This window comes from Serratia sp. 3ACOL1 (assembly GCF_003668775.1).
GTDB lineage: Bacteria > Pseudomonadota > Gammaproteobacteria > Enterobacterales > Enterobacteriaceae > Chania > Chania fonticola.
This window is the reverse complement of the sequence record NZ_CP033055.1, coordinates 2,630,770-2,655,283: the sequence shown is the minus strand read 5'-3', so window position 1 is coordinate 2,655,283 and position 24,514 is coordinate 2,630,770. Positions and strand designations below refer to the sequence as shown.

General features: G+C 51.2%; 22 protein-coding genes and 1 pseudogene. 18 read left to right on the top strand and 5 right to left on the bottom strand.

Annotation, left to right across the window (positions count from 1 at the left end):
• Positions 1–300 precede the first annotated feature (300 nt).
• Complete coding sequence (locus D9980_RS11870; protein WP_121607392.1) at positions 301–1,218, bottom strand: LysR family transcriptional regulator; 918 nt, start codon at positions 1,216–1,218, stop codon at positions 301–303.
• A gap of 103 nt (positions 1,219–1,321) precedes the next feature.
• Between D9980_RS11870 and D9980_RS11865 the strand changes: the two genes are divergently transcribed.
• On the top strand, positions 1,322–2,530 hold the full coding sequence (locus D9980_RS11865; RefSeq protein WP_121607391.1) for an MFS transporter: 1,209 nt from the start codon (positions 1,322–1,324) through the stop codon (positions 2,528–2,530).
• A 199-nt stretch (positions 2,531–2,729) separates the two neighbouring features.
• On the opposite strand, the gene D9980_RS11860 is transcribed toward D9980_RS11865, so the two are convergent.
• From D9980_RS11860 to D9980_RS11850, 3 genes are all read right to left on the bottom strand, one after another.
• Complete coding sequence (locus D9980_RS11860) at positions 2,730–3,341, bottom strand: LuxR C-terminal-related transcriptional regulator (protein WP_121607390.1); 612 nt, start codon at positions 3,339–3,341, stop codon at positions 2,730–2,732.
• 630 nt (positions 3,342–3,971) lie between these two features.
• Positions 3,972–4,295, bottom strand: a complete 324-nt coding sequence (locus tag D9980_RS11855; RefSeq protein WP_024530670.1) for a cupin domain-containing protein — start codon at positions 4,293–4,295, stop codon at positions 3,972–3,974.
• A gap of 26 nt (positions 4,296–4,321) precedes the next feature.
• Positions 4,322–5,488, bottom strand: coding sequence for an oligogalacturonate lyase family protein (locus D9980_RS11850; RefSeq protein WP_024485198.1), 1,167 nt, complete (start codon positions 5,486–5,488; stop codon positions 4,322–4,324).
• A gap of 431 nt (positions 5,489–5,919) precedes the next feature.
• Between D9980_RS11850 and D9980_RS11845 the strand changes: the two genes are divergently transcribed.
• The 12 genes from D9980_RS11845 (at position 5,920) to D9980_RS11795 (ending at position 18,864) form a co-directional block, all read left to right on the top strand.
• Positions 5,920–7,485, top strand: coding sequence for an MFS transporter (locus D9980_RS11845; RefSeq protein WP_065683084.1), 1,566 nt, complete (start codon positions 5,920–5,922; stop codon positions 7,483–7,485).
• A gap of 87 nt (positions 7,486–7,572) precedes the next feature.
• Entirely contained in the window at positions 7,573–9,375 is a 1,803-nt protein-coding gene (locus D9980_RS11840) for a right-handed parallel beta-helix repeat-containing protein (RefSeq protein ID WP_238393709.1), read from the top strand.
• Positions 9,372–9,629 (top strand): hypothetical protein, encoded by a 258-nt coding sequence (locus tag D9980_RS26990; RefSeq protein ID WP_238393708.1) that lies wholly within the window; start codon positions 9,372–9,374, stop codon positions 9,627–9,629. The genes D9980_RS11840 and D9980_RS26990 overlap by 4 nt, the downstream gene beginning before the upstream one ends.
• Before the next feature lie 346 nt (positions 9,630–9,975).
• Positions 9,976–10,737 carry a 2-dehydro-3-deoxy-D-gluconate 5-dehydrogenase KduD gene (kduD, locus tag D9980_RS11835; protein WP_046808386.1) on the top strand — a complete coding sequence of 254 codons (762 nt, stop codon included), beginning with the start codon at positions 9,976–9,978 and terminating at the stop codon, positions 10,735–10,737.
• A gap of 45 nt (positions 10,738–10,782) precedes the next feature.
• A complete protein-coding gene (locus D9980_RS11830) occupies positions 10,783–11,427 on the top strand; it encodes an RpiB/LacA/LacB family sugar-phosphate isomerase (protein ID WP_021178550.1) in 645 nt (214 codons plus the stop codon).
• 103 nt (positions 11,428–11,530) lie between these two features.
• Complete coding sequence (yfcE, locus tag D9980_RS11825; RefSeq protein WP_024485194.1) at positions 11,531–12,082, top strand: phosphodiesterase; 552 nt, start codon at positions 11,531–11,533, stop codon at positions 12,080–12,082.
• Positions 12,083–12,213: 131 nt separating this feature from the next.
• A complete protein-coding gene (gene yfcD, locus D9980_RS11820) occupies positions 12,214–12,789 on the top strand; it encodes an NUDIX hydrolase YfcD (RefSeq protein ID WP_021178548.1) in 576 nt (191 codons plus the stop codon).
• 674 nt (positions 12,790–13,463) lie between these two features.
• Positions 13,464–14,354 carry a carbohydrate ABC transporter permease gene (locus D9980_RS11815; RefSeq protein WP_024485193.1) on the top strand — a complete coding sequence of 297 codons (891 nt, stop codon included), beginning with the start codon at positions 13,464–13,466 and terminating at the stop codon, positions 14,352–14,354.
• Entirely contained in the window at positions 14,347–15,261 is a 915-nt protein-coding gene (locus D9980_RS11810; protein ID WP_024485192.1) for a carbohydrate ABC transporter permease, read from the top strand. The genes D9980_RS11815 and D9980_RS11810 overlap by 8 nt, the downstream gene beginning before the upstream one ends.
• Positions 15,262–15,274: 13 nt before the next feature.
• Positions 15,275–16,402, top strand: a complete 1,128-nt coding sequence (locus D9980_RS11805) for an ABC transporter ATP-binding protein (protein WP_024530677.1) — start codon at positions 15,275–15,277, stop codon at positions 16,400–16,402.
• A gap of 15 nt (positions 16,403–16,417) precedes the next feature.
• Positions 16,418–17,707: an ABC transporter substrate-binding protein gene (locus D9980_RS11800; protein ID WP_024485190.1), complete on the top strand. Its 1,290-nt coding sequence runs from the start codon at positions 16,418–16,420 to the stop codon at positions 17,705–17,707.
• A gap of 464 nt (positions 17,708–18,171) precedes the next feature.
• Positions 18,172–18,864 carry an oligogalacturonate-specific porin KdgM family protein gene (locus tag D9980_RS11795; RefSeq protein ID WP_065683089.1) on the top strand — a complete coding sequence of 231 codons (693 nt, stop codon included), beginning with the start codon at positions 18,172–18,174 and terminating at the stop codon, positions 18,862–18,864.
• Between the two features lie 57 nt (positions 18,865–18,921).
• On the opposite strand, the gene D9980_RS11790 is transcribed toward D9980_RS11795, so the two are convergent.
• Complete coding sequence (locus D9980_RS11790) at positions 18,922–19,941, bottom strand: LacI family DNA-binding transcriptional regulator (protein ID WP_046808384.1); 1,020 nt, start codon at positions 19,939–19,941, stop codon at positions 18,922–18,924.
• A gap of 376 nt (positions 19,942–20,317) precedes the next feature.
• Between D9980_RS11790 and D9980_RS11785 the strand changes: the two genes are divergently transcribed.
• The 5 genes and pseudogenes from D9980_RS11785 to D9980_RS11765 all read left to right on the top strand — a co-directional run.
• Complete coding sequence (locus D9980_RS11785; RefSeq protein WP_121607389.1) at positions 20,318–20,761, top strand: PTS sugar transporter subunit IIA; 444 nt, start codon at positions 20,318–20,320, stop codon at positions 20,759–20,761.
• 97 nt (positions 20,762–20,858) lie between these two features.
• Positions 20,859–21,140 (top strand): PTS sugar transporter subunit IIB, encoded by a 282-nt coding sequence (locus D9980_RS11780; protein ID WP_021178540.1) that lies wholly within the window; start codon positions 20,859–20,861, stop codon positions 21,138–21,140.
• Positions 21,141–21,163: 23 nt separating this feature from the next.
• Positions 21,164–22,546, top strand: coding sequence for a PTS ascorbate transporter subunit IIC (locus D9980_RS11775; RefSeq protein ID WP_121607388.1), 1,383 nt, complete (start codon positions 21,164–21,166; stop codon positions 22,544–22,546).
• The gene (locus tag D9980_RS11770) at positions 22,543–23,379 is read left to right on the top strand and encodes a transketolase (RefSeq protein WP_121607387.1); all 837 of its coding nucleotides are present in this window, start codon (positions 22,543–22,545) and stop codon (positions 23,377–23,379) included. The genes D9980_RS11775 and D9980_RS11770 overlap by 4 nt, the downstream gene beginning before the upstream one ends.
• A pseudogene (locus tag D9980_RS11765) lies at positions 23,372–24,322 on the top strand (transketolase family protein); the annotation flags it as partial. The gene D9980_RS11770 and the pseudogene D9980_RS11765, both read left to right, overlap by 8 nt.
• Positions 24,323–24,514 lie beyond the last annotated feature (192 nt).

The following is a 24,514-nucleotide window of genomic DNA, read 5'->3' as shown; positions in this document are numbered from 1 at the left end:
CCACAGGAAGTCCTATCCAACGCCACTAGAACCCTATTTAGTCGGTGTTCTCTGCTGTGGCTAGTTATGACTGAGGAAACAGTTCTGATGCGTTGGATAAGTTCGTTTGAGTCTGGAACAGGAAAGCATATTGGTGTTATATGCTTCCCATTGATTGACGCGACGTAGTGTTTGCAAAGCCCGCTTCAGGAACTTAGCAGTCCACAGGGCGGAACCGCGTCAGCTAAGAGCGAGTAGCAGACATTGTGCATTTAGAGATTAGTGTAACACCAGGACTCTCTGTGGCTGTTTAATGTAGTCTTAGGTTGCTAAGGATGTATTGCTCAAATTCTGCTGTATGTAATCAATGAGCGCTCGCGTTTTAGCTGGCAAATAACGCCTGTCAGAATAAAGTGCGAACAATTGAAGTGGGGCTGGCGGTTGTTCAAACTTAATCTCGATCAGCCGTCCATCGTCGATGTAGGGTTGGCAGGCCTGTTTCGAAAGAATGGCGAAACCAACACCCGCTACCGCCGCGCATCCTGCCATCTCTCCGCTGTTTACCCTGTAATGGCCTTTAACCTTAATCGTCTCGAATCCCCCCTTTTTACTCATAAACTGCCAGGGAGCACCTTTAAGTGCATTTACCGTGGTAATACAGGGTAATTCTTCAAATTGCTGTATACGAGAAGGGATGCCATAACGCTGAATGATGGAGGGGGCTGCAACGATAGTGCAAGGGATTGTCACCAGATGACGGGCTATGTAATCACTGTCATCCAGTTGGCCACGGCTCACAATGATGGCTAAATCCAGGTCGTCTCGCAGGGATTCAAAACCAGACAAATTTGTGACACAGCTAATTTCCAGATCCGGGTGCTGGCAGGCAAAATCGGCAACCACAGAACCCAGCAGTGCAGGACCTATTTCATTGGGAATACAGATACGTAGTGGCCCCTTGAGCTGCATTTGCCGCAACGTTAATTCTGTTTCAGTCTGCTCAAGCGCTTCCAGTAATGGCTTCGCCCGGGTATAGAGCAGGTGTCCCGCCTGGGTGAGTTTCATATGTCGGGTGTTGCGCTCAATAAGCTGAAGATTCAGTCTGTCTTCTAACTGAGAAATACAACGACTCACGTTTGATGTCGGCATTTCAAGGATTTTCGATGCCCCAACAAAACTGTCTCTTTCAACCACCGCAATGAAAACTTTCAGGGTATTAAAATCAAGAGCTGGCCGCATAAACTATCCCATAAATGATAACAATAAGTGTCGGTTTTACCATCTAATGAGCCGCATTGATAGCAGTTAAACTCAGATATCTTTCATCCACAGGTCGCTTGCTATGTCACTGGTCACAACAACGTTTAATCATAAAGCCCTCATCCGGATGGCGGTTGTCATGGCTTTTATCCAGTTCACGAATGCACTGGAATATATGATGTTCAACCCTGTTTTTGCTTTTATGGCAGCAGACTTCGTCGTTCCCGTATCATTCTCAGGCTACGTATCCGGCATGTACACCTCCGGGGCAGTCCTCTCGGGAATTATCGCCTTTTACTGGATTGGTCGTTTCAATAAGAAACGTTTTCTCTTCGTCAATATGGCACTCCTGGGGATACTGACATTTTTGACGACATTCACCTCCAGTTTTAGTCTTCTGCTTGCATTACGATTCTGCGCAGGACTGGTAGGAGGCACAACAATGGGGGTGGGTATCAGTATATTGATAAATCTCGCACCGGCTAACTTGCGCGGAAAAATGTTGGCGACGGTCATTGCATCATTTTCGATGGTAAGCATTGTCGGAATGCCCGCGATACTATTTTTGTGTGCTCATTACGGCTGGCATGTCGCTTTGTGGTTTATCAGTACGCTGTGTTTGTTGGCATTGCCACTGATTGTTTCCATCATCCCTCCGGATCCACTCTCTTTCGACACACCCCACGCACTGCCACTCGACGTTAATACTTTGCTGTTCGCTTCCAGTAATGCGCTGGTACAATTTAGCCCGATGCTGATCATTCCTGTTCTGGTACCATTAATGACCCAACTGCTGGGCGCCTCTCAAGACCTGCTGCCATGGCTGTTTTTCGCCGGGGGCATTGCAGGATACCTGTCAACAAAAATGACAGGCGCGTTAACTTCCCGTTTCTCTGCTTTGGTTCTGGCTACAGGGTCAACCATCGTCTTTATAGTGAGTTTGCTAATACCCATTCTGGGCTATCCGCATGCGGGGCTATTTATTACTGTATTTCTCGGTGCATCATACAGTCGTCTGGTTTCCTCCTCAGCGCTGACCATTCAGTTTCCTGATGACAGGCAACTAGCGGGATTCTCTTCATTGCAGTCATCAATAATGTACATGATCACAACGGTCGCATTTTTTCTGTCAGCTTTTCTATTACCTGGGCACGCCATAGCACCACAAAATATGAACACGTTGCTGGGGGTATGTGCAATTTCCGCATCAGGGTTCCCAATCATGGTTATCATTCTGAAAAAGAAACTGGCTAAGCGTACGCTCCAACCGAATCATCTCATCAATGATTAGCATAACGTCCGCTGTTGGCACTGAGCAGACTTTCAGATCTGGTTGGGCATAGAAGTCACAAGGGGTTCAGATAAAGATGGATGCCGAGACAGCCTATATGATCTCGTGATGTTGGCTCCCGGCTTTCGTCGTGGCGGAGTACCCCGAACAAGGTGAAGCCGCCGCCGATGAAGGGGGAACTAACCTGGCGAACAGGCCGTTATGCGTATGCATCCAACGTTCTTTTGCTACAAATCTTTTTCATCGCCCGGTTTTTATAGCAGTTGATGGTTTTTAGCCTGAGCTTGAGCTTTTTGGCGATCTCATAAGGCTGTGCACCGCTGTAGATTTCGTTGATGACGATCAGCTCTCGGCCGGTCAGATACTGCCGGCTTGTGGCTTCCTCTACCTCGGCATCAAACTCATCCTGCACCGTTTGGCGAGGGAATATCGCTAGCAAGATATCCTCTACGCAGGCATTTTTATCCAGAGTGATAAAATGGTTGTACATATCCGGGTTGGTCAGGCACAGGCTGTTTTCATACATCAAGATGATCCTGGTCTCCAGCGTGCCCTGTTCCAGGGCGGCATAGAGCGCGGAACAGGCGCCGTAATAATTAATAAAGCCACAACTGCAATCCAAAATCAGAAAATCACAGGCGCTATTTTTCAGCTCCGGCAGGGTGTGAGCCTCAAATGTCTCTTTCTCGAAGGGTAATTCATGCAACGCTATTTTATTGTGGGGCAACGTTTCACCGTGCCTAAGCAGCGCGTGTAAGCCAGCGGAGAAATAGCGGTCATTACTCACCGTGTAGATATGAATATCAGGCATAGTTGATCATCCTAATCAGTAATAATCCTATCTGGTGCGCGGGTTGGCAGATGAGCCGCAATCTTGTCGATGGCGTGCACGGTTTTTTGCCGACTTTTTGAAAATCAGGATGAGTTTTTTACTGCACATCCAGCAGCAGCCCGCCCCCTCAACGTAGGGAGGAACGTTCCCTGTCAGCTCTATGGAAATATCACAATGTGGGCAATAGGCGACATACTCGCAGTAAGCCATGATATTTACTCATTCCATTGATTTATATTGAAAATTTATATTACATAGGATAGCAGAGATGTTTTTAATGATCAATAAAATAGATCGATATGACAAAAACAATTGATTTTATCGATAAGTTACCAATTATTTCAATAAAATCAAAAGATAAGAACAATCCCTTAACTTATCGGTCAATTATTGAGAATGACTCATATATATTCACTTGGTGTATGCATTGGTGTTTAATTGTTTGAAATATGAATTATTGATATTTCTCGTCTGTGGTCGGTTTGGCGGCAGGCATATTGATGGTGTGGGCAAGGGGAACAGGGCAATTTTATGCAAGAGGAGGGGGGGAATTGCTACAGCTTATTGGGGGTCAAATGCTCCCGGCATGATGGCCGGGAGCACATGAGATTACTTCAGGAAATCTTCACGCTGTGGAGTGAAGGTATCCAGTAAGGTTCCGGCCTCCAGGCAGACGCAGCCATGCACCACGTCGGGTTTTTTGTACAAGGTATCTCCGGCAGCCACTTCCTTGGTGACGCCATCGATGGTGAAGCTGAAGCGGCCGGAAAGTACGTAGGTCAGTTGCTCGTGCGGGTGGCTGTGCAACGGGCCGACAGCACCTTGGCTAAAGTTGACCTCCACCGCCATCATGGTGCCGCCATGAGCGAGGATACGGCGTGTCACGCCGCTCCCTAAATCTTCTAACGCACAATCCTGTTTGTAGATAAACATGGTTGTTCCTCAATCAAATAGTGCCATCAAGCAAAGAGATCTTCCGGCAAGCGGGCTAGATACAGCGCAGGTTCACCCTCAAAATCTGAGGTGAAGAGCACTTGCCGGTTGTCCGGGGTAAAGGATGGGTGCGGATGCGTTACCTGACGGTCGCCATTCAGCACGCGCCATGAGCTGTTATGCGCGGCCAGGCGTGCCTGACGTTTTTGTTTGGCGTCGAATACGTAAAGCCACGGGTCGTTCTCAATGGTGTAGCCTTGAGAATCCTTGATATCGACCGGCGTAGCCGAACCGTCACCCACTAACAGGCTGCCGTCGTAGTTGCTCATCAGGTGCGAACAGGCTGGCATGGTCATCACGATCTCGTCCTGCCCGGTTTGTGGATCGTAACGGCAGATGTTGCGCTCTTGCTGGCCTTTCAAATAAGAGACGTACATCAGGGCCGAACCGTCCGGCACCCAGAATTCGTGGGTGCAGCTTTCGCCTGGGGCATGAGTTTTTACCTTGCGCATATTGCTGCCGTCTTCGTTGATCAGCCACATGCGGGCATCTACCAGATCGTGCGGCCCTTCGTGGCAGAAGGCGACGCAGTCGCTATGGTATGGGCGATAGATTGGGTGGCCCAGCCAGAGGCGGTCTTCATAGATCACACGTGATTCACCGCTGGCCAAATCGACACGCAGCAGGCGGCAATGCGGGTTTTTGGTGAAGAAGCTGTGGAAAATTTTCCAGTCGGTCAGAGGTTGCCAATCTTCACGATCGATTTCGATGCCCACCAGGCTGGTGCATTCACTGTTGGCAACCCAGGTGCCGTAGCCAACCCACTCTTCAGGCACACGATACACGGTTTGTTCATTGCAGTTGCTCAGCTCTACCCGGCGTAACTCACGCTCATTCTTCACGTAATACAGGAAACGATCGTCCGGGGATAAAAAACCGCCGAAGGTATTGTCGCCCGGGCCTTCGGTCAACTGCACCGCTTGTTGCAGTTGCAGATCCAACAGGTAATAGTTGCGGTTACCGTCAAATTCGCCAGCAAACAACAGTTTACTGCCGTCGTTGGTGAAACATTTTTGGTAGAAGTAGTTGCGGTGGCACAGCACTTCAGGCGGTGTCAGGCGGGTGAGTTGTGCGCCGGTACCGGCATCGGTTGTACGATGGAAATTGAACTGGTGGATTGAACCTTTAGCCACGATGGCCTCCCTTAACCTTATCGATAAACCGCCGCTGTTCAGACGATCCTTTAATTAAATAAAACATTGTTTCATAAATTTAGAAAAATGATATCAAAGTGACGGATTAGGCCAACCCGAACGGGTGATTTATGAGAGCTACATCGCATAAATCGTTGCGCTTTGCCCAATTGATAGCAGATCGCGGTTTTGCTCATAGCCAACCAGCATGACGCCGTTGCATGCTCGCCATTATAGAAAGATCACGTATGGGCAATCCCTGATGCGGGGACTGCGGCCAGATGCTGCCCGCGTTTTAAAGCGGGCTAAATGAGATCCCCTTATTTTTTATGTGACTTTCATCACAACATTATAACTCGCCTAAAAGTATAAAACGTTATTCCTGTAAAAATGAAATTGCAGTTCATTATTTTTGTTTGCGAGAAGAAACGATGACAACTAATGGTATTAACGCTCTGGGTAAGGGAAGAACGGTCAGGCTAGGGCATCAGCTGGCTTATGGCGGGGGTAACCTCTTGGGCAGCGGTGCGCTGGCGATCAGCGGTGCCTGGCTGCTCTATTTTTACACCACGTTTTGTGGGCTGACGCTGTTGGAGGCGTCATTTATCTTCTCGGTTGCGAGCGTCATCGATGCTATCAGTAACCCGGTGATGGGTTATCTGACCGATAACTTTGGCAATACCTGGCTCGGTAAGCGCTTTGGTCGGCGGCGTTTCTTCTTGCTGATTGGCGCGCCACTGATGGTCTTTTACCCTCTGCTGTGGGTTGAGGGCTTCGGTTTTTGGTACTACCTCGCCACCTACGTCATTTTCGAACTGATTTATACCTCGGTGATGGTGCCTTATGAGACGCTGGCGACCGAAATGACCGATGATTTTGCCATGCGCTCCAAGCTGACCGGCTATAAAGCGATTTTTGGCAAGATGGCCAACTTCCTGGCGGCGTTTATCCCAGGGCAATTTATTCTGCTCTACGGTAAAGAGTCGGCTCAGCCCTTTCTGTATACCGGCATCACCTACGGCGTGATCCTGTTTATTGCCATCACCGTGCTGTATCTGTTCTCCTGGGAGCGCAAGGATGAAGCAATAGCGGAGGTTAAGCATAAGAAATCGCTGCTCAAAACGTTGGCTTCATTGGCGCGGGATATGCAATCGACTTTCTACCTGCGGGTATTTCGCAAGCATCTGGGCATGTATCTGTTCGGCTTCGGTGCGGAATGGCTGTTTGCCTCGGTATTCACCTATTTCGTGATCTTCGTGCTGCAATACGATCCCGCCATTCTGGCCGGATTGAACAGCCTGAATGCCATCTTACAGTTGATATCGACCGCCATCTTTATTGGCCTGTGCGTGAAAAAAGGTTTCAGTAAACCTTATTCCTGGGCGCTCGGTATCGTGATGTTTGCGGTCTGTTGCTACTCCCTGCTGCACTTCTTTAACCTGCCTGCGCATATTGCCACTGCTGCCATCATCGGTATCACCGTGATCTTCGGCCTGGGCACCGGCGGCGTGTATTACATTCCCTGGACGGTGTATACCTTCCTGGCGGACGTGGACGAAGTCTTTACCGGCCGCCGTCGCGAAGGGATCTATGCTGGGGCGATGACCTTCTCCGGCAAGATTATGCGTTCGATAATTGTCTTCACCATGGGGGCGATCCTCAGTTACTACGGCTTCCAGTCCAAGTCTCACACTCAACCGGAAACTGCCATTACCGCGATCTCCTGGGTGTTCTTTGCTGGCGTGATCTTGTTGGCGCTGATGGCGATTGTCTTCAGCAGCCAGATGACGCTTAACCGCCAGACCCATCAGGTGGTGCTATACGAAGTGGCCCGCATCAAGGCTGGCGGCAAGATCGGCGATATCAAACCCGACGTTCGTCTGGTGATTGAGAAGCTGGTAGGGCTGCCCTACGAACAATGCTGGGGCAACAGCAAGATCTGCCAGAAGATGAATATCACCCCTGAAGTCTCTACCCCTGTGTATAAACCGGCCTAACGGGCCTGATCTCCCCAAAACCCAGTGACAGGATCTTCTCGCCAACACGGCGGGGGATCTCTACCTATTAAAAACAAGGAAAGGGAAATGAAGATCGTACCTCTATCATTATTAATTGCTCTGGCCAGCGTGTGTCATAACGGTGTCGCCGCACCGCTGCCTGCAGCTAATGAACTGGTTTGGCAGGCCATCGCTTTCGGCCAGTCAACGGATGTCAACTTTGCTACCAACGTGCTGCCGGAAAAAGTGGGCACCAATCAGGTGACGATGGCCAATGGCAAGCCGATGCAGGCCGGACCGCTGAAAATGCCGTTCCACGTCGAAAGCCGAGGGGGCAAAATCGGCAATAGCCATGATGGCCTGACCTTCTACTACACGCGCGTTCCCGCCAATGCCAATGTGGTTCTGGAGGCGGAAGTGACGGTCGATCAGTTTGGCCCGGAAAATATGGCTCTGCCCGCCGGGCAGGAGGGGGCGGGATTGCTGATCCGCGATATCCTCGGCAAACCAAGGTTGGAAAAGGTCCAGCAGGGTTATGAGGAGTTTCCGGCGGCATCCAATATGGTGATGAATGCCATCATGACGCAGGATAAAAAAGATCATCAGCGGGTCAAAATGACGCTGATTTCCCGCAACGGCGTGCTCAACTCCTGGGGTAACGCGGGTGTCGAGATCAAACGTGAGGGTTATCAACCTGAGGTCGATCTACAGAAAACGCCAACCTTCCGGCTGCGTTTGGCTCGCACGGATCAGGGATTTACCGCAGCCTATGCCCCGCTGGGCAGCGACAACTGGGTCAGTAAAACCACCAACGATCCGCACCGCGTCACCAAGCTGGATCCTGAAGGTTACTACGTGGGCTTCTTTGCATCACGTAACGCACGCATTACCGTCAACCAGGCCAGCCTGACGCTCAGCGAAAGCCAGCTTCCGGCGGCACAAGAGTTTGCGGTTAAAGCAATGCCGCTGCAGATCGAGATCGGTTCTGCGCCAATATCCGCCACGGATGATTACGTCTTCCAACTACGCAGCAATGAGAGTGGCACTCTGTCGCTAAGCCAGGACGGCGTGGTTATTGCCGCAGAGCGTAAGGTACAGGCCGGAGAGATGCTGGCGGTGAAGGTTGCGCTGAAGAAGGCGGAAACCGCGCTGGATTACCGTTTCACCACGGCAAAAGGCAACGCTCAGAATGACAAGTTGCTAGTGCGCAAAGCGCGTTATGCCGACGCCGCTAATCTGTATGCTGCGCCACAGGGCAAAGCCGAAAATGATGGCAGCCAACAGCATCCGCTGGATTTTGCCACCGCCGTGCAATCCTTAACGCCGGGTGGCACGCTTTGGCTGGCAGCGGGAGATTACCCTTTGGCTGTCATACCAGCCGTAGCCAGTGGCACCGCCACGCATGCCAAAAAGCTACGGCCGCTTGGGGAGGGTGTGGTGTTGCGCGGGATGGAGCTGGAAGCCAGCTATTGGGATATTCAGGGCATCACGGTAACGGAAAAAAGCCTGCGTATTACGGGCAGCCATAACCACCTTGACCGGGTGGTGGCACACCATGCGGATGATACCGGGATTGTCATTTCTTCCCCGGCCAACGCCGATCGGCCATTGTGGGCCAGCCACAACTTGATCAGCCATTCCGAATCATACGCCAACAAGGACCCAGGCCTGATCAATGCGGATGGCTTTGCCGTCAAAATGCGTGTGGGTGAGGGGAATCGGCTAGTCGCGTGCTTCTCGCATGACAACGTGGATGACGGCTTTGATCTGTTTAACAAGATCGAGGATGGCCCGAACGGTAAGGTGATCATTGAGAACAGCGTCGCGCTGCGCAATGTCAATAATGGTTTCAAACTGGGGGAGAAGGGTTACCAGTGGCCCATCAGGTGACTAACAGCCTCGCCATTGAAAACGGCATGGATGGGTTTACCGATAACTTCAACCCTGGCGCCCTGCAAGTCACCAATAATATGGCGATTGATAACCAGAGGTTTAACTACATTTTCCGCCCGGGCCCCTATACCACGCAGGATAAGCAGGGCGTATTCAGCGGCAACGTCTCGTTGCGTAGCAAGCCGGGAGAATATGCCGATGCGGTGGTGGGGAACATTGCCGACAACAATGCTTTCATACCTGCTATGTAGGGGCGCCGCATGCTGCGCCCGACCTGTATGCTGCGCTCGGCCTGTATGCTGCGCCCGGTAAGCTGCATGCGATACCGATTTAGATAAACCCACCGGTTATGCCGTTTTTGCCCCGGTGAAAACGGCATACATCACACAATCAAAAATTACTTTCACATAAAATAAAACATTGTTTCAATTTTATTGATTGCGTCAGGGATAAGCGTTAGACTTGCGCCATCATGATGACAGGGCGGGCAATATCGCTCCCTCTGTATGGCAGCAAGCTGCGGACACTGGCGGGATTGCAACGCTATCCCCACTTTTGACAAGGGCCGCTGATGCCCTGAGTACTAAGGACAAGAGCATGATTCTCGATAATTTTTCATTGCAGGGTAAAGTGGCGATTGTGACCGGTTGTGACACCGGGCTGGGACAGGGGATGGCCATAGGGCTGGCTCAAGCGGGTTGTGATATCGTTGGCGTTAACGTGGTTGAGCCGGACGAAACCATTGCCAAAGTCACTGCACTGGGGCGTCGTTTCCTGAGCCTGAAAGCCGACCTGAGCAAGCTGGAAGTGCTGCCTGAGCTGCTGGAGCGCGCGGTAGCCGAATTCGGTCATATCGATATTCTGGTCAATAACGCCGGCATCATTCGCCGCCAGGATGCGCTGCAGTTTAGCGAAAAAGATTGGGATGACGTGATGAACCTGAACATCAAGACGGTGTTCTTCATGTCTCAGGCGGTGGCCCGTCAGTTTATTGCCCAAGGCACCGGCGGCAAGATCATTAATATCGCCTCCATGCTGTCTTACCAAGGGGGCATCCGTGTGCCGTCTTACACCGCGTCCAAGAGCGCTGTGATGGGTGTTACCCGTCTGTTGGCCAACGAATGGGCCAGCCACGGTATCAACGTGAACGCGTTGGCTCCAGGCTATATGGCGACGAACAATACTCGCCAACTGCGCGACGATCAGGCTCGCAGCGAGGAAATCCTCGAGCGTATCCCGGCTGGCCGTTGGGGCCTGCCAGAAGATCTGATGGGGCCGGTGGTATTCCTGGCTTCACCGGCTTCGGATTACATCAATGGCTACACCGTAGCGGTAGATGGCGGCTGGTTGGCTCGCTAACTAGACAAAGAATAACCGATTGATTTTATTTGCGGAGAGCGAAAGATGAATATTGCACTGATGATGGAAAACAGCCAGGCGGGTAAAAATGCGCTGGTTCTCGAACAATTGCAGGCGGTTGCGGCTGGCAATCATGATGCGGTGTTCAACGTGGGTATGAGCGATGAGCAGGATCACCATCTGACCTATATCCACTTAGGGATTATGGCCAGCATTCTGTTGAACGCCGAAGCGGTCGACTTTGTGGTCACCGGCTGCGGTACCGGGCAGGGTGCCTTGATGTCACTTAACATCCATCCTGGCGTAGTGTGCGGTTACTGTATCGATCCTGCGGATGCTTTCCTGTTCGCTCAGATCAACAACGGTAATGCGCTGTCCCTGCCGTTTGCCAAAGGTTTTGGCTGGGGTGCAGAGTTGAACGTGCGCTATATCTTTGAGAAGGCCTTTACCGGGCGTAAAGGTGAAGGTTATCCGGTAGAGCGTAAGGAACCTCAGGTTCGTAACGCCGGTATCCTCAATCAGGTTAAGCAGGCGGTGATCAAAGACAACTACCTTGATACGCTGCGTGCCATCGATCCAGAGCTGGTGAAGACCGCCGTTAGCGGCCCTCGCTTCCAGGAATGCCTGTTCTCCAACGGCAAAAAGCCGGAGATTGTGGCGTTTGTCAAAGAACTGCTGGCCCGCGCCTGATGTTCTTCAGGTGGCCGAATATCGGCCACCTGTTTTACCCACCGCTTGTTGTCTAACCCAGCTACGTTAAAATGGTTTCATATTCCGTATTAAAGGAAAGATTATGAAGCTGATGTTCGCCTCGGACCTGCATGGTTCGCTCTCCGCCACCGACAAAATCCTCGAACTGTTTGCTCAAAGCCAGGCTGACTGGTTGATACTGTTGGGTGATTTGCTCAATCACGGCCCGCGCAACGCCTTGCCAGATAACTATCAGCCCGCGCAGGTAGCCGAACGATTGAATCACGTTAGTGACAAAATCGTTGCCGTTCGCGGTAATTGCGACAGTGAAGTCGATCAGATGCTGCTCACCTTCCCGATGATGGCCCCTTACCAGCAGGTGCTATTAGCCAAAAGACGATTGTTTTTAACCCACGGGCACCTTTATCATCCCAACACATTACCGCCTTTAACGGGCGGAGACGTGCTGGTGTATGGCCATACGCATTTGCCCCAGGCACAAAGGCAAGGGGAGATCTACTGTTTTAATCCAGGCTCGGTCAGCATCCCGAAAGGGGGTTTTCCTGCCAGCTATGGCATACTGACAGACGACGTCTTGAGCGTGCTCGAGTTGCACAACGGCAAGGTTGTTGCAGAGGTGGCGTTAACGCACTAATTTTATAGTCCCGATAGCTTGAAAGTGGCAGCCATGGTTGTGGCTTGGCAGAGCAGGGGCACATACCAAAAATAATTGAAGCATAACCCGTGCGCGGCATGCATCGCGCCCAAAAAAGAAGGTTTTACAGGATGGCGGAACAGGATCAGGCTGCAGATACCGAGTGGGTTGATATCGTCAACGAGCAAAACGAAGTGATTGCTCAGTCCAGTCGTCAACAGATGCGTGCCCAACGGCTGCGTCATCGTGCGACCTATATTGTGGTGCATGATGGCATGGGGAAAATTTTGGTGCAGCGGCGCACTGACACCAAAGATTTTTACCCGGGTTGGATGGATGCCACCGCAGGGGGAGTGGTACAAAGCGGGGAAAACGTGTTGGACTCTGCCCGCCGTGAGGCGGAAGAAGAGCTGGGTATCGCCGGGATCCCGTTTGCCGAACATGGCCTGTTCTACTTTGAAGAGGAACAGTGCCGTATTTGGGGGGCGTTGTTTAGCTGCGTCGCCAATGGCCCGTTCGCTCTGCAGGAAGAAGAAGTGGCTGAAGTGAGCTGGTTGACGCCAGAGGAGATCACCGCCCGCTGCGACGAGTTCACCCCCGATTCGCTGAAGGCATTATCGCTGTGGCTAACGCGTAATAACGGCCAGGACTACGGTAAGCCGCTGCCGCGCGAAAGCAGAGCCAGCTCTGGCGAGGAAGACGCCTGATTTAACGCACGGCCTTGCTGCTCATAGAGTAGCAAGGCCGCCTATTCTTCTCCCCAGTTAGACCCTCCTCACTTGCCAACCATCTGAAATCACAAATGTAACCATCAATGACGGCATTAATACTTTCCCTCTCGGCCCAAACCGGCTGATTTCATCTACCTACAATTAGTTAACCCACCTCATCAAAATTTCTATCCTTGGCGCTACAAATGCGCATGGAATAAATACCTTTATTTATCATGATATTACATGTTATTTTTGGTTTGGTTTTGATAATTTTTGTTTTTAAATAAAAAAATCAAAACAACGTTTCTACTTTGGTCACACTTTTGCCATCCACTGAATGACGTTGGAAAAATTTCAGATATAATAATTTGAAATAGTGTTTCAGTTTGTTGGTTGGTAGATGTCGGAATCATCTGGGAGACCGAAAAATGGACTTAGCCTTCTGTAGCAAGCAACCCGACAGCATAGTGACAACGCGAGCATTGGCCGCTGATCACTGGCTGAGATTGGCCAGCGAACGCCTGAAAAAATTTATTGATTTATCACTACGGGGGGATGCTGAACCTGGGCAGACTGCCCGGCTTTTCATTTCTATTGTTTAATCTTACTTAAATTTTACTTAACTAATTTCATTTCTTTTTCTATTTAAATGGCTATGGGTAACAACCATGAATGAAAACAGAATGCTGGGGTTAGCCTATATATCACCTTATATAATAGGGTTGATCATATTTACGGCGTTCCCCTTTGTGTCATCATTCTTGCTGAGCTTTACGGAATATGACCTGATGAATCCCCCGGTGTTTAACGGGGTGGAAAACTATCGTTATATGCTGATGGAAGACCATCTTTTTTGGAAATCGATGGGCGTCACCTTTGCATATGTGTTTCTGACCATCCCGTTAAAATTGGCATTTGCGTTAGGTATCGCTTTTGTCCTTAATTTTAAACTGCGCGGCATCGGCTTTTTCCGTACGGCGTATTACGTTCCTTCTATCTTGGGCAGCAGCGTGGCTATCGCCGTGTTGTGGCGTGCTCTGTTTGCCATCGACGGGCTGCTAAACAGCTTTATCGGTGTCTTTGGGATGGATCCGATCAACTGGTTGGGCGAGCCTTCTCTGGCATTGATGTCGGTCACGTTGCTGCGTGTATGGCAGTTCGGCTCTGCGATGGTGATCTTCCTGGCGGCGCTGCAAAACGTGCCACAGTCACAATATGAAGCGGCCATGATTGATGGTGCTTCCAAGTGGCAGATGTTTATGAAGGTCACGGTACCGCTGATCACGCCGGTGATTTTCTTCAACTTTATTATGCAGACCACGCAGGCGTTCCAAGAGTTTACTGCCCCGTATGTCATTACCGGGGGCGGGCCAACCCATTATACCTATCTGTTCTCACTGTATATCTACGATACCGCCTTTAAATATTTTGATATGGGTTACGGTGCCGCATTGGCGTGGATCCTGTTCCTGGTTGTGGCCCTGTTCGCCTCAATCGCCTTTAAATCATCGAAGTATTGGGTCTTCTACTCGGCAGATAAGGGTGGCAAAAATGGCTGACATGCAACAGAACCAATTACCCATGTCCAGTGCGCAGGAAATCGCTGAGCGTGAAGTTCAGCGCACATTGCGCCGGGAAAAAATCAGCGCCGCTATTCGTTACGTCGTGCTGCTGCTGGTGGGATTGTTGATGCTTTATCCGCTGGTGTGGATGTTCTCGGCCTCGTTTAAACCCAATCAGGAGATCTTCACCACCCTGGGCCTGTGGCCAGACAATGCGACCTCGGATGGTTTCGTTAACGGTTGGAAAACCGGCACGGAATATAACTTTGGTCATTACATGCTTAACACCTTTAAATTTGTGATCCCCAAGGTGTTATTAACCATTATCTCTTCGACCATTGTGGCCTACGGTTTTGCCCGCTTTGAGATCCCGTGGAAGAAATTCTGGTTTGCCACGCTGATCACCACCATGTTGCTGCCGAGCACGGTGTTACTGATCCCGCAATACATCATGTTCCGTGAAATGGGCATGCTGGACAGCTATCTGCCGCTCTATTTGCCGCTGGCATTTGCGACCCAAGGGTTCTTCGTCTTTATGTTGATCCAGTTCCTGCGCGGTGTGCCACGGGATATGGAAGAGGCGGCCCAGATTGATGGTTGCAACTCGTTCCAGGTGCTGTGGTATGTGGTGGTGCCGATCCTGAAACCGGCGATTATCTCCGTCGCTCTGTTCCAGTTTATGTGGTCGATGAATGACTTTATTGGCCCGTTGATCTACGTCTACAGCGTCGATAAGTACCCGATTGCGCTGGCGTTGAAAATGTCTATCGACGTGACAGAAGGTGCGCCGTGGAACGAAATCCTGGCTATGGCAAGCATCTCTATTCTGCCGTCCATCATCGTGTTCTTCCTGGCCCAACGCTACTTTGTGCAGGGCGTTACCAGCAGCGGAATTAAAGGTTAATTGAGGATCTATCATGGCTGAAGTCATTTTTAACAATCTGCAGAAAGTGTACAGCAACGGTTATAAGGCGGTACATGGCATCAATCTGACCATTGCCGATGGCGAGTTTATGGTGATTGTCGGCCCTTCCGGCTGTGCCAAATCGACCACGCTGCGGATGCTGGCAGGGCTGGAAACCATTAGCGGCGGTGAAGTGCGCATTGGCGACCGCGTGGTGAATAACCTGGCCCCTAAATCCCGTGGTATTGCCATGGTGTTCCAGAACTATGCGCTGTATCCGCATATGACGGTAAAAGATAACCTGGCGTTTGGTTTGAAGCTGAGCAAGCTGCCTAAAGAGCAGATTGAAGAGCAGGTCAACGAAGCCGCCAAGATCCTGGAGCTGGAAGAGCTGTTGGATCGTTTGCCACGCCAACTCTCTGGTGGGCAGGCGCAGCGTGTGGCGGTAGGCCGCGCAATTGTGAAAAAACCAGACGTGTTTCTGTTCGATGAACCGTTGTCTAACCTGGATGCCAAGCTGCGTGCTTCGATGCGTATCCGTATTTCCGATTTGCACAAGCAGCTGAAAAAGAGCGGCAAACCGGCGACCACCGTCTATGTTACCCACGATCAGACCGAAGCCATGACCATGGGCGACCGTATCTGCGTGATGAAGCTGGGGCATATCATGCAGGTGGATACGCCAGACAACCTGTACCACTTCCCGAAAAACATGTTTGTCGCCGGCTTTATCGGGGCGCCAGAAATGAACATCAAGCCGAGCAAACTGGTAGAGAAGGACGGCAAAATCGGCCTTACCGTCGGTAATTATACTTTGACCCTCAGCCAGTATCAGCAGGATAAGGTCGCCAGCTTTGTCGGGCAGGACGTGTTCTTTGGCGTGCGGCCCGAGTTTGTGTCGATTTCAGAGTCGCCGTTTGAGGGCAACCACTCCGAAGGGGAATTGGTCCGCGTCGAGAATATGGGCCATGAGTTCTTTGTTTACCTGAAGGTGAATGATTTTGAACTGACCTGCCGTATTCCTTCCGATGACGTCAAACCGATCCTGAAAAATGGGCTGCATCGTCCGGTTTACTTCAAATTCGATATGGATAAATGCCACATTTTTGATGCGAAAACAGAAAAGAATATTTCTCTTTAACAGGAGTGGTCAATAATGAAAAAAATAGTCTTACGTACTCTGGTAGCCTCGTCCATGGCGATATTTGCCCATCAGGCCTTTGCCGCGGAACAGGTTGACTTACGTATGTCCTGGTGGGGAGGCAATGGCCGCCATCAGGTTACGTTGAAAGCGATTGAAGCATTCGAGAAGCAGAACCCGAATATCAAGGTGAAATCGGAATATACCGGCTGGGACGGTCACCTTTCACGCCTGACCACCCAAATCGCCGGGGGCACCGAGCCGGACGTGATGCAAACCAACTGGAACTGGCTGCCGATCTTTTCAAAAACCGGCACCGGATTCTATGACCTGAACAAGGTTAGTGAGTATCTGGATCTGACTCAGTTTGATCCCAAAGAGCTGCAAACCACCACGATTGACGGCAAGCTGAACGGCATCCCGATCTCAGTGACCGCACGCGTTTTCTATTATAACGATGTCACCTGGAAAGATGCGGGCGTGCAATATCCCAATAATTGGGATGAATTGCTCGCCGCCGGTAAAACCTTCAACGAAAAACTGGGCGACAAATATTATCCGGTGGTGTTGGAGCACCAGGATACTTTTGCGCTGTTACGCTCGTATATGATCCAGAAACATAACGTCGATATTATCGACGAGTCAAAGAAAAAGTTTGCTTACACCGAAGCGCAATGGGTCGATTTCTTCCAGATGTATAAAGACATGGTGGATAGCCACGTCATGCCGTCATCGAAATACTATGCCTCGTTCGGCAAAAGCAATATGTATGAGATGAAACCCTGGATTGCGGGGGAATGGGGTGGAACCTATATGTGGAACTCCACCATTAACAAATATTCCGACAACCTGAAGGCACCGGCCAAGCTTGAACTGGGGCCATACCCGATGTTGCCTGGGGCCAAGGATGCCGGACTGTTCTTCAAACCGTCGCAAATGTTCTCGATTGGTAAAAGCAGCAAGCATCCAAAAGAAGCGGCAATGTTGATTAACTTCCTGTTAAACAGCAAGGAAGGCGTTGAGGCGCTGAAGCTGGAGCGTGGCGTACCGTTAAGCAAAGTGGCCGTCAGCCAGTTGCGCGAAAGTGGAGCGATCCAGGATAGCGATCCGGCGGTTTCCGGGTTGAAACTGGCGTTATCACTGCCGCATGCCATCAGCGCTTCACCGTATTTTGACGACCCGCAGATCGTAGTGCTGTTCCAGGATGCCATTCAGAATATCGATTATGGTAAGAAAACGGTGCAGGAAGTGGCGGCAGATTTCCAGCGCCAGGGCGACCGTATTCTGAAACGCGCCATGAGATAAGGCTTATTTAAATAGCTGTTGGTCATAGTGATACAGCTGGGAGCTATGCAGAACGCCGACACGCCGTGAACCCGTCCCTGGGGGCTCGAATCGCGCATCCATGCGCTCAACGGTCGGCTAACCTGCATAGCACTCATCTATCAGAGGCTTAAGGTGGCGCGGTATTACGTACGGCTATTTAGGTCATGGATAATTTTTATTTATCATGAATCATAAAAATTAATTTAAATTGTAGTGACGCTTTACCGTTTTGAGTAATAAATATTTCTAATAACACTATACCCTATGGATTTCGAGTTGCAGCTAGGCGACAAGCTATCTCATCCCCAGGAGCTTACGTTTAGTAAGTGACTGGGGTGTGATAGCGCAGGTAACAACGCTGCAACTTGAAAGACGACGGGTATATAACCCCCTTAATTAAAGTGGGGATGCTTTTCTATAATTAAATGATAAGGGTAGTAATAATGAAATTTAAATTATTGACTCTGGTGTTAGCCTCTGTAGCAAACTTTAGTGCAATGGCCATGTCGCTTGATTTGCGCCATGAATGGCAGGATACAGCCAAAGGTGACCATAAAAATAGAATGCTGGTGTCGCATCGTTTCGATAACGGCCTGGGATTCTCTCTGGAAGCAAAATGGCGTCAGGACTCTTCAGACTCGACGCCTGATAAACCTTTCCACGAGCAGGTCAGTAATGGGACAGAAGCCGTCGTCAGCTATCAGCATAAATTTGATGCGATCACCCTGCAGCCTGGGTTTTCGCTAGAGTCCAATAGTAATAATAATGGCTATCGTCCTTATCTGCGTGCGCAGTATAACTTTACCAAAGACATTTATGTGGCGGGCCGATATCGCTACGAATATAAGCGCACCACCTCAAAAGGATCAGAGGGGGATGAGAAAACCAACCGTGGCGATTTTTGGTTAGGTTATAACTTCTACAAAGACTGGTCGGCCGAATATAACTACGTGTATAAGAGCAGCAACAAGGTTATTTTTGATGACGGCAAAACCGATTACGAACATAACGTCAAGCTGGCTTACAAGTGGGATAAAAACTGGAAGCCTTATGTTGAAGTGGGGAACGTGAAGCAAGATAGCCAACACGATAACCGCCAAACACGCTACCGTGTTGGGATAAACTATAGCTGGTAAGTGTAGTTGATTTACCGGGAACGCCGTCTTTTCTGCGGGTTCCCGGTATTATCGCGATTAACAGCTGCTACGACGACACAAGGTTGAAGGGATCGACCCTTCGGGCTGCCAGGGCTGATCGTTCAAACGCGCTAACAATGCCTTGCCTGCCTGAATACCAATCTCCTTATGCGGCACGGTCATGGTCGTCAGCGGTGGCTGGCAGACCTGGCTGACCTCGCTGTTGCCAAACCCCACGATCGCCAACTGCTCCGGCACCTTGATTCGCCGCCGCTGGCATTCATACAGCGCGCCACAGGCCAGTTCATCAGACGCACAGACCAAGGCATCCAACTCCGGCCAGGCCAGTAAAAACTCCGGCAATTGCTGGGCGCCGAGGCTGAAGCTGGCGGGTTGCGCGGCATTAATCACCCGATGAGGGGACATGTGGTTTTGCAGTAGCGCTTTGTGCCAGCCTTGCAGATGCTGTTGGAAAATCCATTGTTCCTGATTGGCGCACAGCAGGCCAACATTCTGATACCCGCTGGCAATCACGGTTTGAGTGAGCTGATACATGGCGGCGACGTAATCGATGCCGATATTGATGTCGATCGGGTCGGTGCGGATTGCTCCAATTTCCACTACCGGAATATTGGCTGCGGTTAATGCCTGACGGGTATTTTCAGAATGCTCAATGCTTAACAGCACCGCCGCAGCCAGGTTGTAAGAGAGCAGGGTTTCCAGCAACGTTTCTTCACGCTCGATATGATGTTGGGACTCGGCTAGCATGATCTGGTAACCCGCCGGTTGCAGTACCCGCTGTAACCCGGCAAACATATCCGCACAGCCGGACTCGGAAAAACTCGGCACCACCATGGCGATGGTATAAGAAGACGCCGAGGCTAACGAACTGGCCGCCAGGTTGGGGAGATAACCCAACTCACTGACCGCCGACTCAATTTTTTCTCTCAGCTTATCTGAAACCTGTTCCGGCGTGCGTAGCGCCCGCGAGACGGTCATGGTGCCCACGCCTGCCAATTGGGCTACGTCGGCCAGGGTAACCCGGCCGGTACTGCGTCGTTTTCTACCGATCGACATTGCTGATCCTGACTGAAATGCGCGCATAACGCATAAATGAGCTCATGGGTTGAAACCCATTACTGGGCTTCGTCGTTCCCGCTTCTGTGCCCATTCTACCCCGTTCCTTTGGCGATCGATAAAAAAACTGAGCCGCCGAGTTTCATCCCCGATAGTTTTGATAGCGCTATCACAGATCTGGATGATTGATTTTTGGTAGCGCTATCTTTGTGCGATAAGTCACAGTTTAACCCCAGCACGTTGATTAAAGTTTTACCGTCGCCGGGCTTTTCCATGACGGCTACGTGCCATCAAACGATCCATAGCCAACAGATTTCGTCCCGTTTCGGTTCGGAAACTCTGGCGGTTTAAGGGAAAAACCCCATAAGGAGGAGATGTGCTCAACGACTGGTTGAACGCCGAACACATTCAACTGTGCGATCAGGTTACCGACTGGCAGGAGGCGGTCACGCTGAGTGCTCAGCCGCTACTGCAGCGTGGTGTGATCACCGCCGATTACCTGACGGCCATATTTCAGCAACATCAGGCGCTGGGGCCCTATTACGTGTTGGCACCCGGTATCGCGATGCCCCATGCCAGGCCGGAGGAGGGCGCCAAAGCGCTTGGTCTTTCACTATTAAAGATCAATCAGGGCGTCCATTTTCAGTCCGAAGATAACGATCCGGTCTTCATCGTGGTGATGCTTTCCGCTCCGGATAGCAGTAGCCACATTGAAATGATCTCGCAGCTGGCCGAGTTATTTTCTGATAGCGAAGCCATGGAGAAACTGTTCCTGGCGCAAACCAAACGGCAAATTGAGGATGTTATCGCCAATTATTAATCTCTAACCGGTTATACCCGCAGTTTTTGATAATACTCAGCATCCGATAGATATCGGGTGACGCTATCCTACACATAAAATTTGGCAGGTAAGAATAATGAAAATCATGGCTATTTGTGGCTCAGGATTGGGCAGCAGTTTTATGGTGGAAATGAACATCAAGAAAGTGCTGAAAAAAATGAATATTGAGGCGGAGGTTGAACATTCCGATCTTTCCTCGGCAACGCCGGGTGCGGCAGATATCTTCGTGATGGCGAAAGATATTGCCGCTAGCGCCAGTGTGCCAGCCGACCAGTTAGTGGTGATCAGCAATATCATTGATATTAATGAGCTTGAAGCCAAGCTGCGTGCTTACTTCACAGCCCACTCCATTATTTAATCTAACCCATTGGCGAGGTGGATATGTTTATCCAGGAAACGCTCAGGTTTGTGGTTGATATATTAAAGGTCCCGGCGGTATTGGTCGGGGTGATTGCCTTGATTGGTCTATTGGCACAAAAGAAATCTTTTTCTGACGTGGTCAAAGGTACGGTTAAAACCATTCTGGGCTTTATTGTGTTGGGCGGTGGGGCGACGGTATTAGTCGGCTCACTGAATCCATTGGGCGGCATGTTTGAGCATGCGTTCAACATTCAGGGCATTATTCCCAATAACGAAGCCATTGTCTCTATCTCACTAGAGAAATACGGTGCCTCCACCGCGCTGATTATGGCGTTTGGCATGGTGGCCAACATCATCGTGGCCCGCTTTACCCGCTTGAAATACATCTTCCTGACCGGGCACCACACCTTCTACATGGCCTGTATGATCGGCATCATCCTCACCGTGGCCGGTTTTGAGGGCGTACAGTTGGTGTTCACCGGAGCGCTGACTCTGGGATTGGTGATGGCTTTCTTCCCGGCGATTGCCCAGCGCTATATGCGCCGCATTACCGGCAACGACGACATTGCCTTTGGCCATTTCGGCACCTTGGGCTATGTCCTTTCCGGCTGGATCGGTTCCAAGGTGGGGAAAAATTCGCGTTCCACCGAGGAGATGAACTTACCTAAAAACCTCAGCTTCCTGCGTGACAGCTCGATTTCCATCTCGATGACCATGATCGTGATCTACCTGATCCTGGCTATCTGCGCGGGCCAGGATTACGTCGAAAGCCAATTGAGTGGCGGGCAGAACTACCTGGTGTACTCGATTATTCAGGCGATCACTTTTGCCGCCGGGGTATTCATCATTCTGCAAGGGGTGCGTCTGATCCTGGCCGAGATCGTCCCGGCCTTTACCGGCTTCTCGGAAAAACTGGTCCCTAATGCCCGCCCGGCGCTGGACTGCCCGGTGGTCTATCCCTATGCCCCGAATGCGGTGTTGATTGGTTTCCTGTTCAGTTTCCTGGGTGGTCTGGCCGGTCTGTTCTTGCTCGGCCAAATGAAGATGGTGCTGATCCTGCCGGGCGTGGTGCCGCACTTCTTCACCGGGGCCACTGCCGGGGTGTTCGGCAATGCGACCGGCGGGCGGCGCGGTGCCATGCTGGGGGCATTTGCCAACGGCCTGTTGATTACCTTCCTGCCGGTGCTGTTGTTACCGGTACTGGGCGCGCTGGGTTTTGCCAACACCACCTTCTCCGATACGGACTTCGGCGTGGTGGGGATCGTGTTGGGCAATATGGCGCGCTTCCTGACTAAAGAAATGATCATGGTCGCGATCGTCGCCATCTTTGGCCTGCTGGTCGCGCATAACTTCCTGGGAAAACGCAAAGATGCCCCAGCCAGAAATAAGGAGGAAAGTTCATGAGCAACACCGTGACTGATTTGACGCAATTGGCCAGGGCGATCCGTCTGGAAACGCTGAAGGCACTCACTGGGCTGGGGTTTGGCCATTACGGCGGCTGTATGTCGGTGGTTGAAACGCTGGCGGTGTTATACGGCGAAGTGATGCGTATCGATCCGGGTGACCCGGATTGGCCTGAGCGCGATTATTTCGTGCTGTCGAAAGGCCATGCTGGTCCGGCGCTGTATAGCGTGCTGGCGCTTAAGGGCTATTTCCCGTTGGAGCAGCTGCAAACGCTCAACCAGAATGGCACCCGGTTGCCGAGCCACCCAGATCGCTTGCTAACCCGTGGGGTGGATGCCACCACCGGATCGCTTGGGCAGGGGGTATCTATCGCTGCCGGTATGGCGCTTTCACACCAACTGGCAAAGCGCAGCAACCGGGTATTCTGCATCCTGGGGGATGGTGAATTGAACGAAGGCCAATGTTGGGAAGCGTTCCAGTTTATCGCCCACCACAATCTGCATAATCTGACGCTGTTTATTGATTACAACAAACAGCAGTTGGACGGCACGCTGGATGAGGTGATCAAACCCTTCGATCTGGCCGGTAAATTCCGCGCCTTTGGTTTTGAGGTGCAAACCGTTCGTGGGGATGACATTGCGGCGATCCGTGATGCTGTGTTGCCGGAACGCAGTGGCGAGCAACGGCCATTGGTGGTGATCCTCGATAGCCTCAAGGGGCAGGGCGTGGCGTATCTGGAGAGCCTGAAAAACTCACACCATCTGCGCTTAACGCCAGATGTTCGTAGCGAAATCGAAAAGGCCATTGCCGAATTGGAGGCTGCCCATGTTTAACCTGGAAATGCCGTTGGAAAAAGACGCCGTAGAAATGCGCAAGGTGTACGCCAGCGTGATCCGCCAACAGGCCGAAGCCGATACGCCGGTGATTGCACTGGAAGCCGATCTGATGAGTTCGATGGCGATGGATGGCGTACATAAGGATCACCCTGAGCGGGTCATCAACTGCGGTATCATGGAGGCCAATGTGATTGGCGTGGCCGCCGGTTTGTCACTGACCGGACGAGTGCCATTTGTCCATACCTTCACCGCTTTTGCCAGCCGCCGCTGTTTCGATCAGCTGTTTATGTCGTTGGACTATCAGCGCAACAACGTCAAGGTGATCGCTTCCGATGCCGGGGTCAGCGCCTGCCATAACGGGGGCACGCATATGTCGTTTGAAGATATGGGGATCGTGCGGGGTCTGGCGCATTCGGTGGTGTTGGAGGTGACCGATGCCACCATGTTCCAGGATATTTTGCAGCAACTGGTGAAGTTGCAAGGCTTCTACTGGGTGCGAACCATTCGTAAGCAGGCGACACGTATTTATCCCGCAGGCTATCGTTTCACCATTGGCAAGGCTAATCTGCTGCGTGACGGCAGCGACATTACGCTGATCGCCAACGGCATTATGGTCGCCGAAGCGTTGCAGGCGGCACAGCAACTGCAACAGCGTGGCATCAGCGCGGCGGTGATAGACATGTTTACGCTCAAGCCTATCGATCGTGAAATCATCAAAACCTTTGCGGCGAAAACCTGCAGGATCGTCACCTGCGAGAACCACAGTATTCATAACGGGCTTGGTTCGGCGGTGGCGGAGGTGCTGGTGGAAGAATGCCCGGTACCGATGCGGCGGGTGGGGGTGAAAGGCCGCTATGGGCAAGTGGGCACGCAGGAGTTCTTGCAGCAGGAATATGGCCTGACGGCGGCGCATATTGTGGCGGCTGCGGATGAGCTGTTGACCCCTCACCCCAACCCTCTCCCACAGGGAGAGGGATCTGATAGCCCGTGTTCTGTTGGAAGTAAATAGATAATCTCAGCAAACTTGCTTCAACACTTTACCTGTACAGACCGGGGACAGGGTAGACAGGTGTTCAAGGACATGGTGAACACTTTTAATATCCTTTAGTCATGACGTTCGGTCTATTTCTCA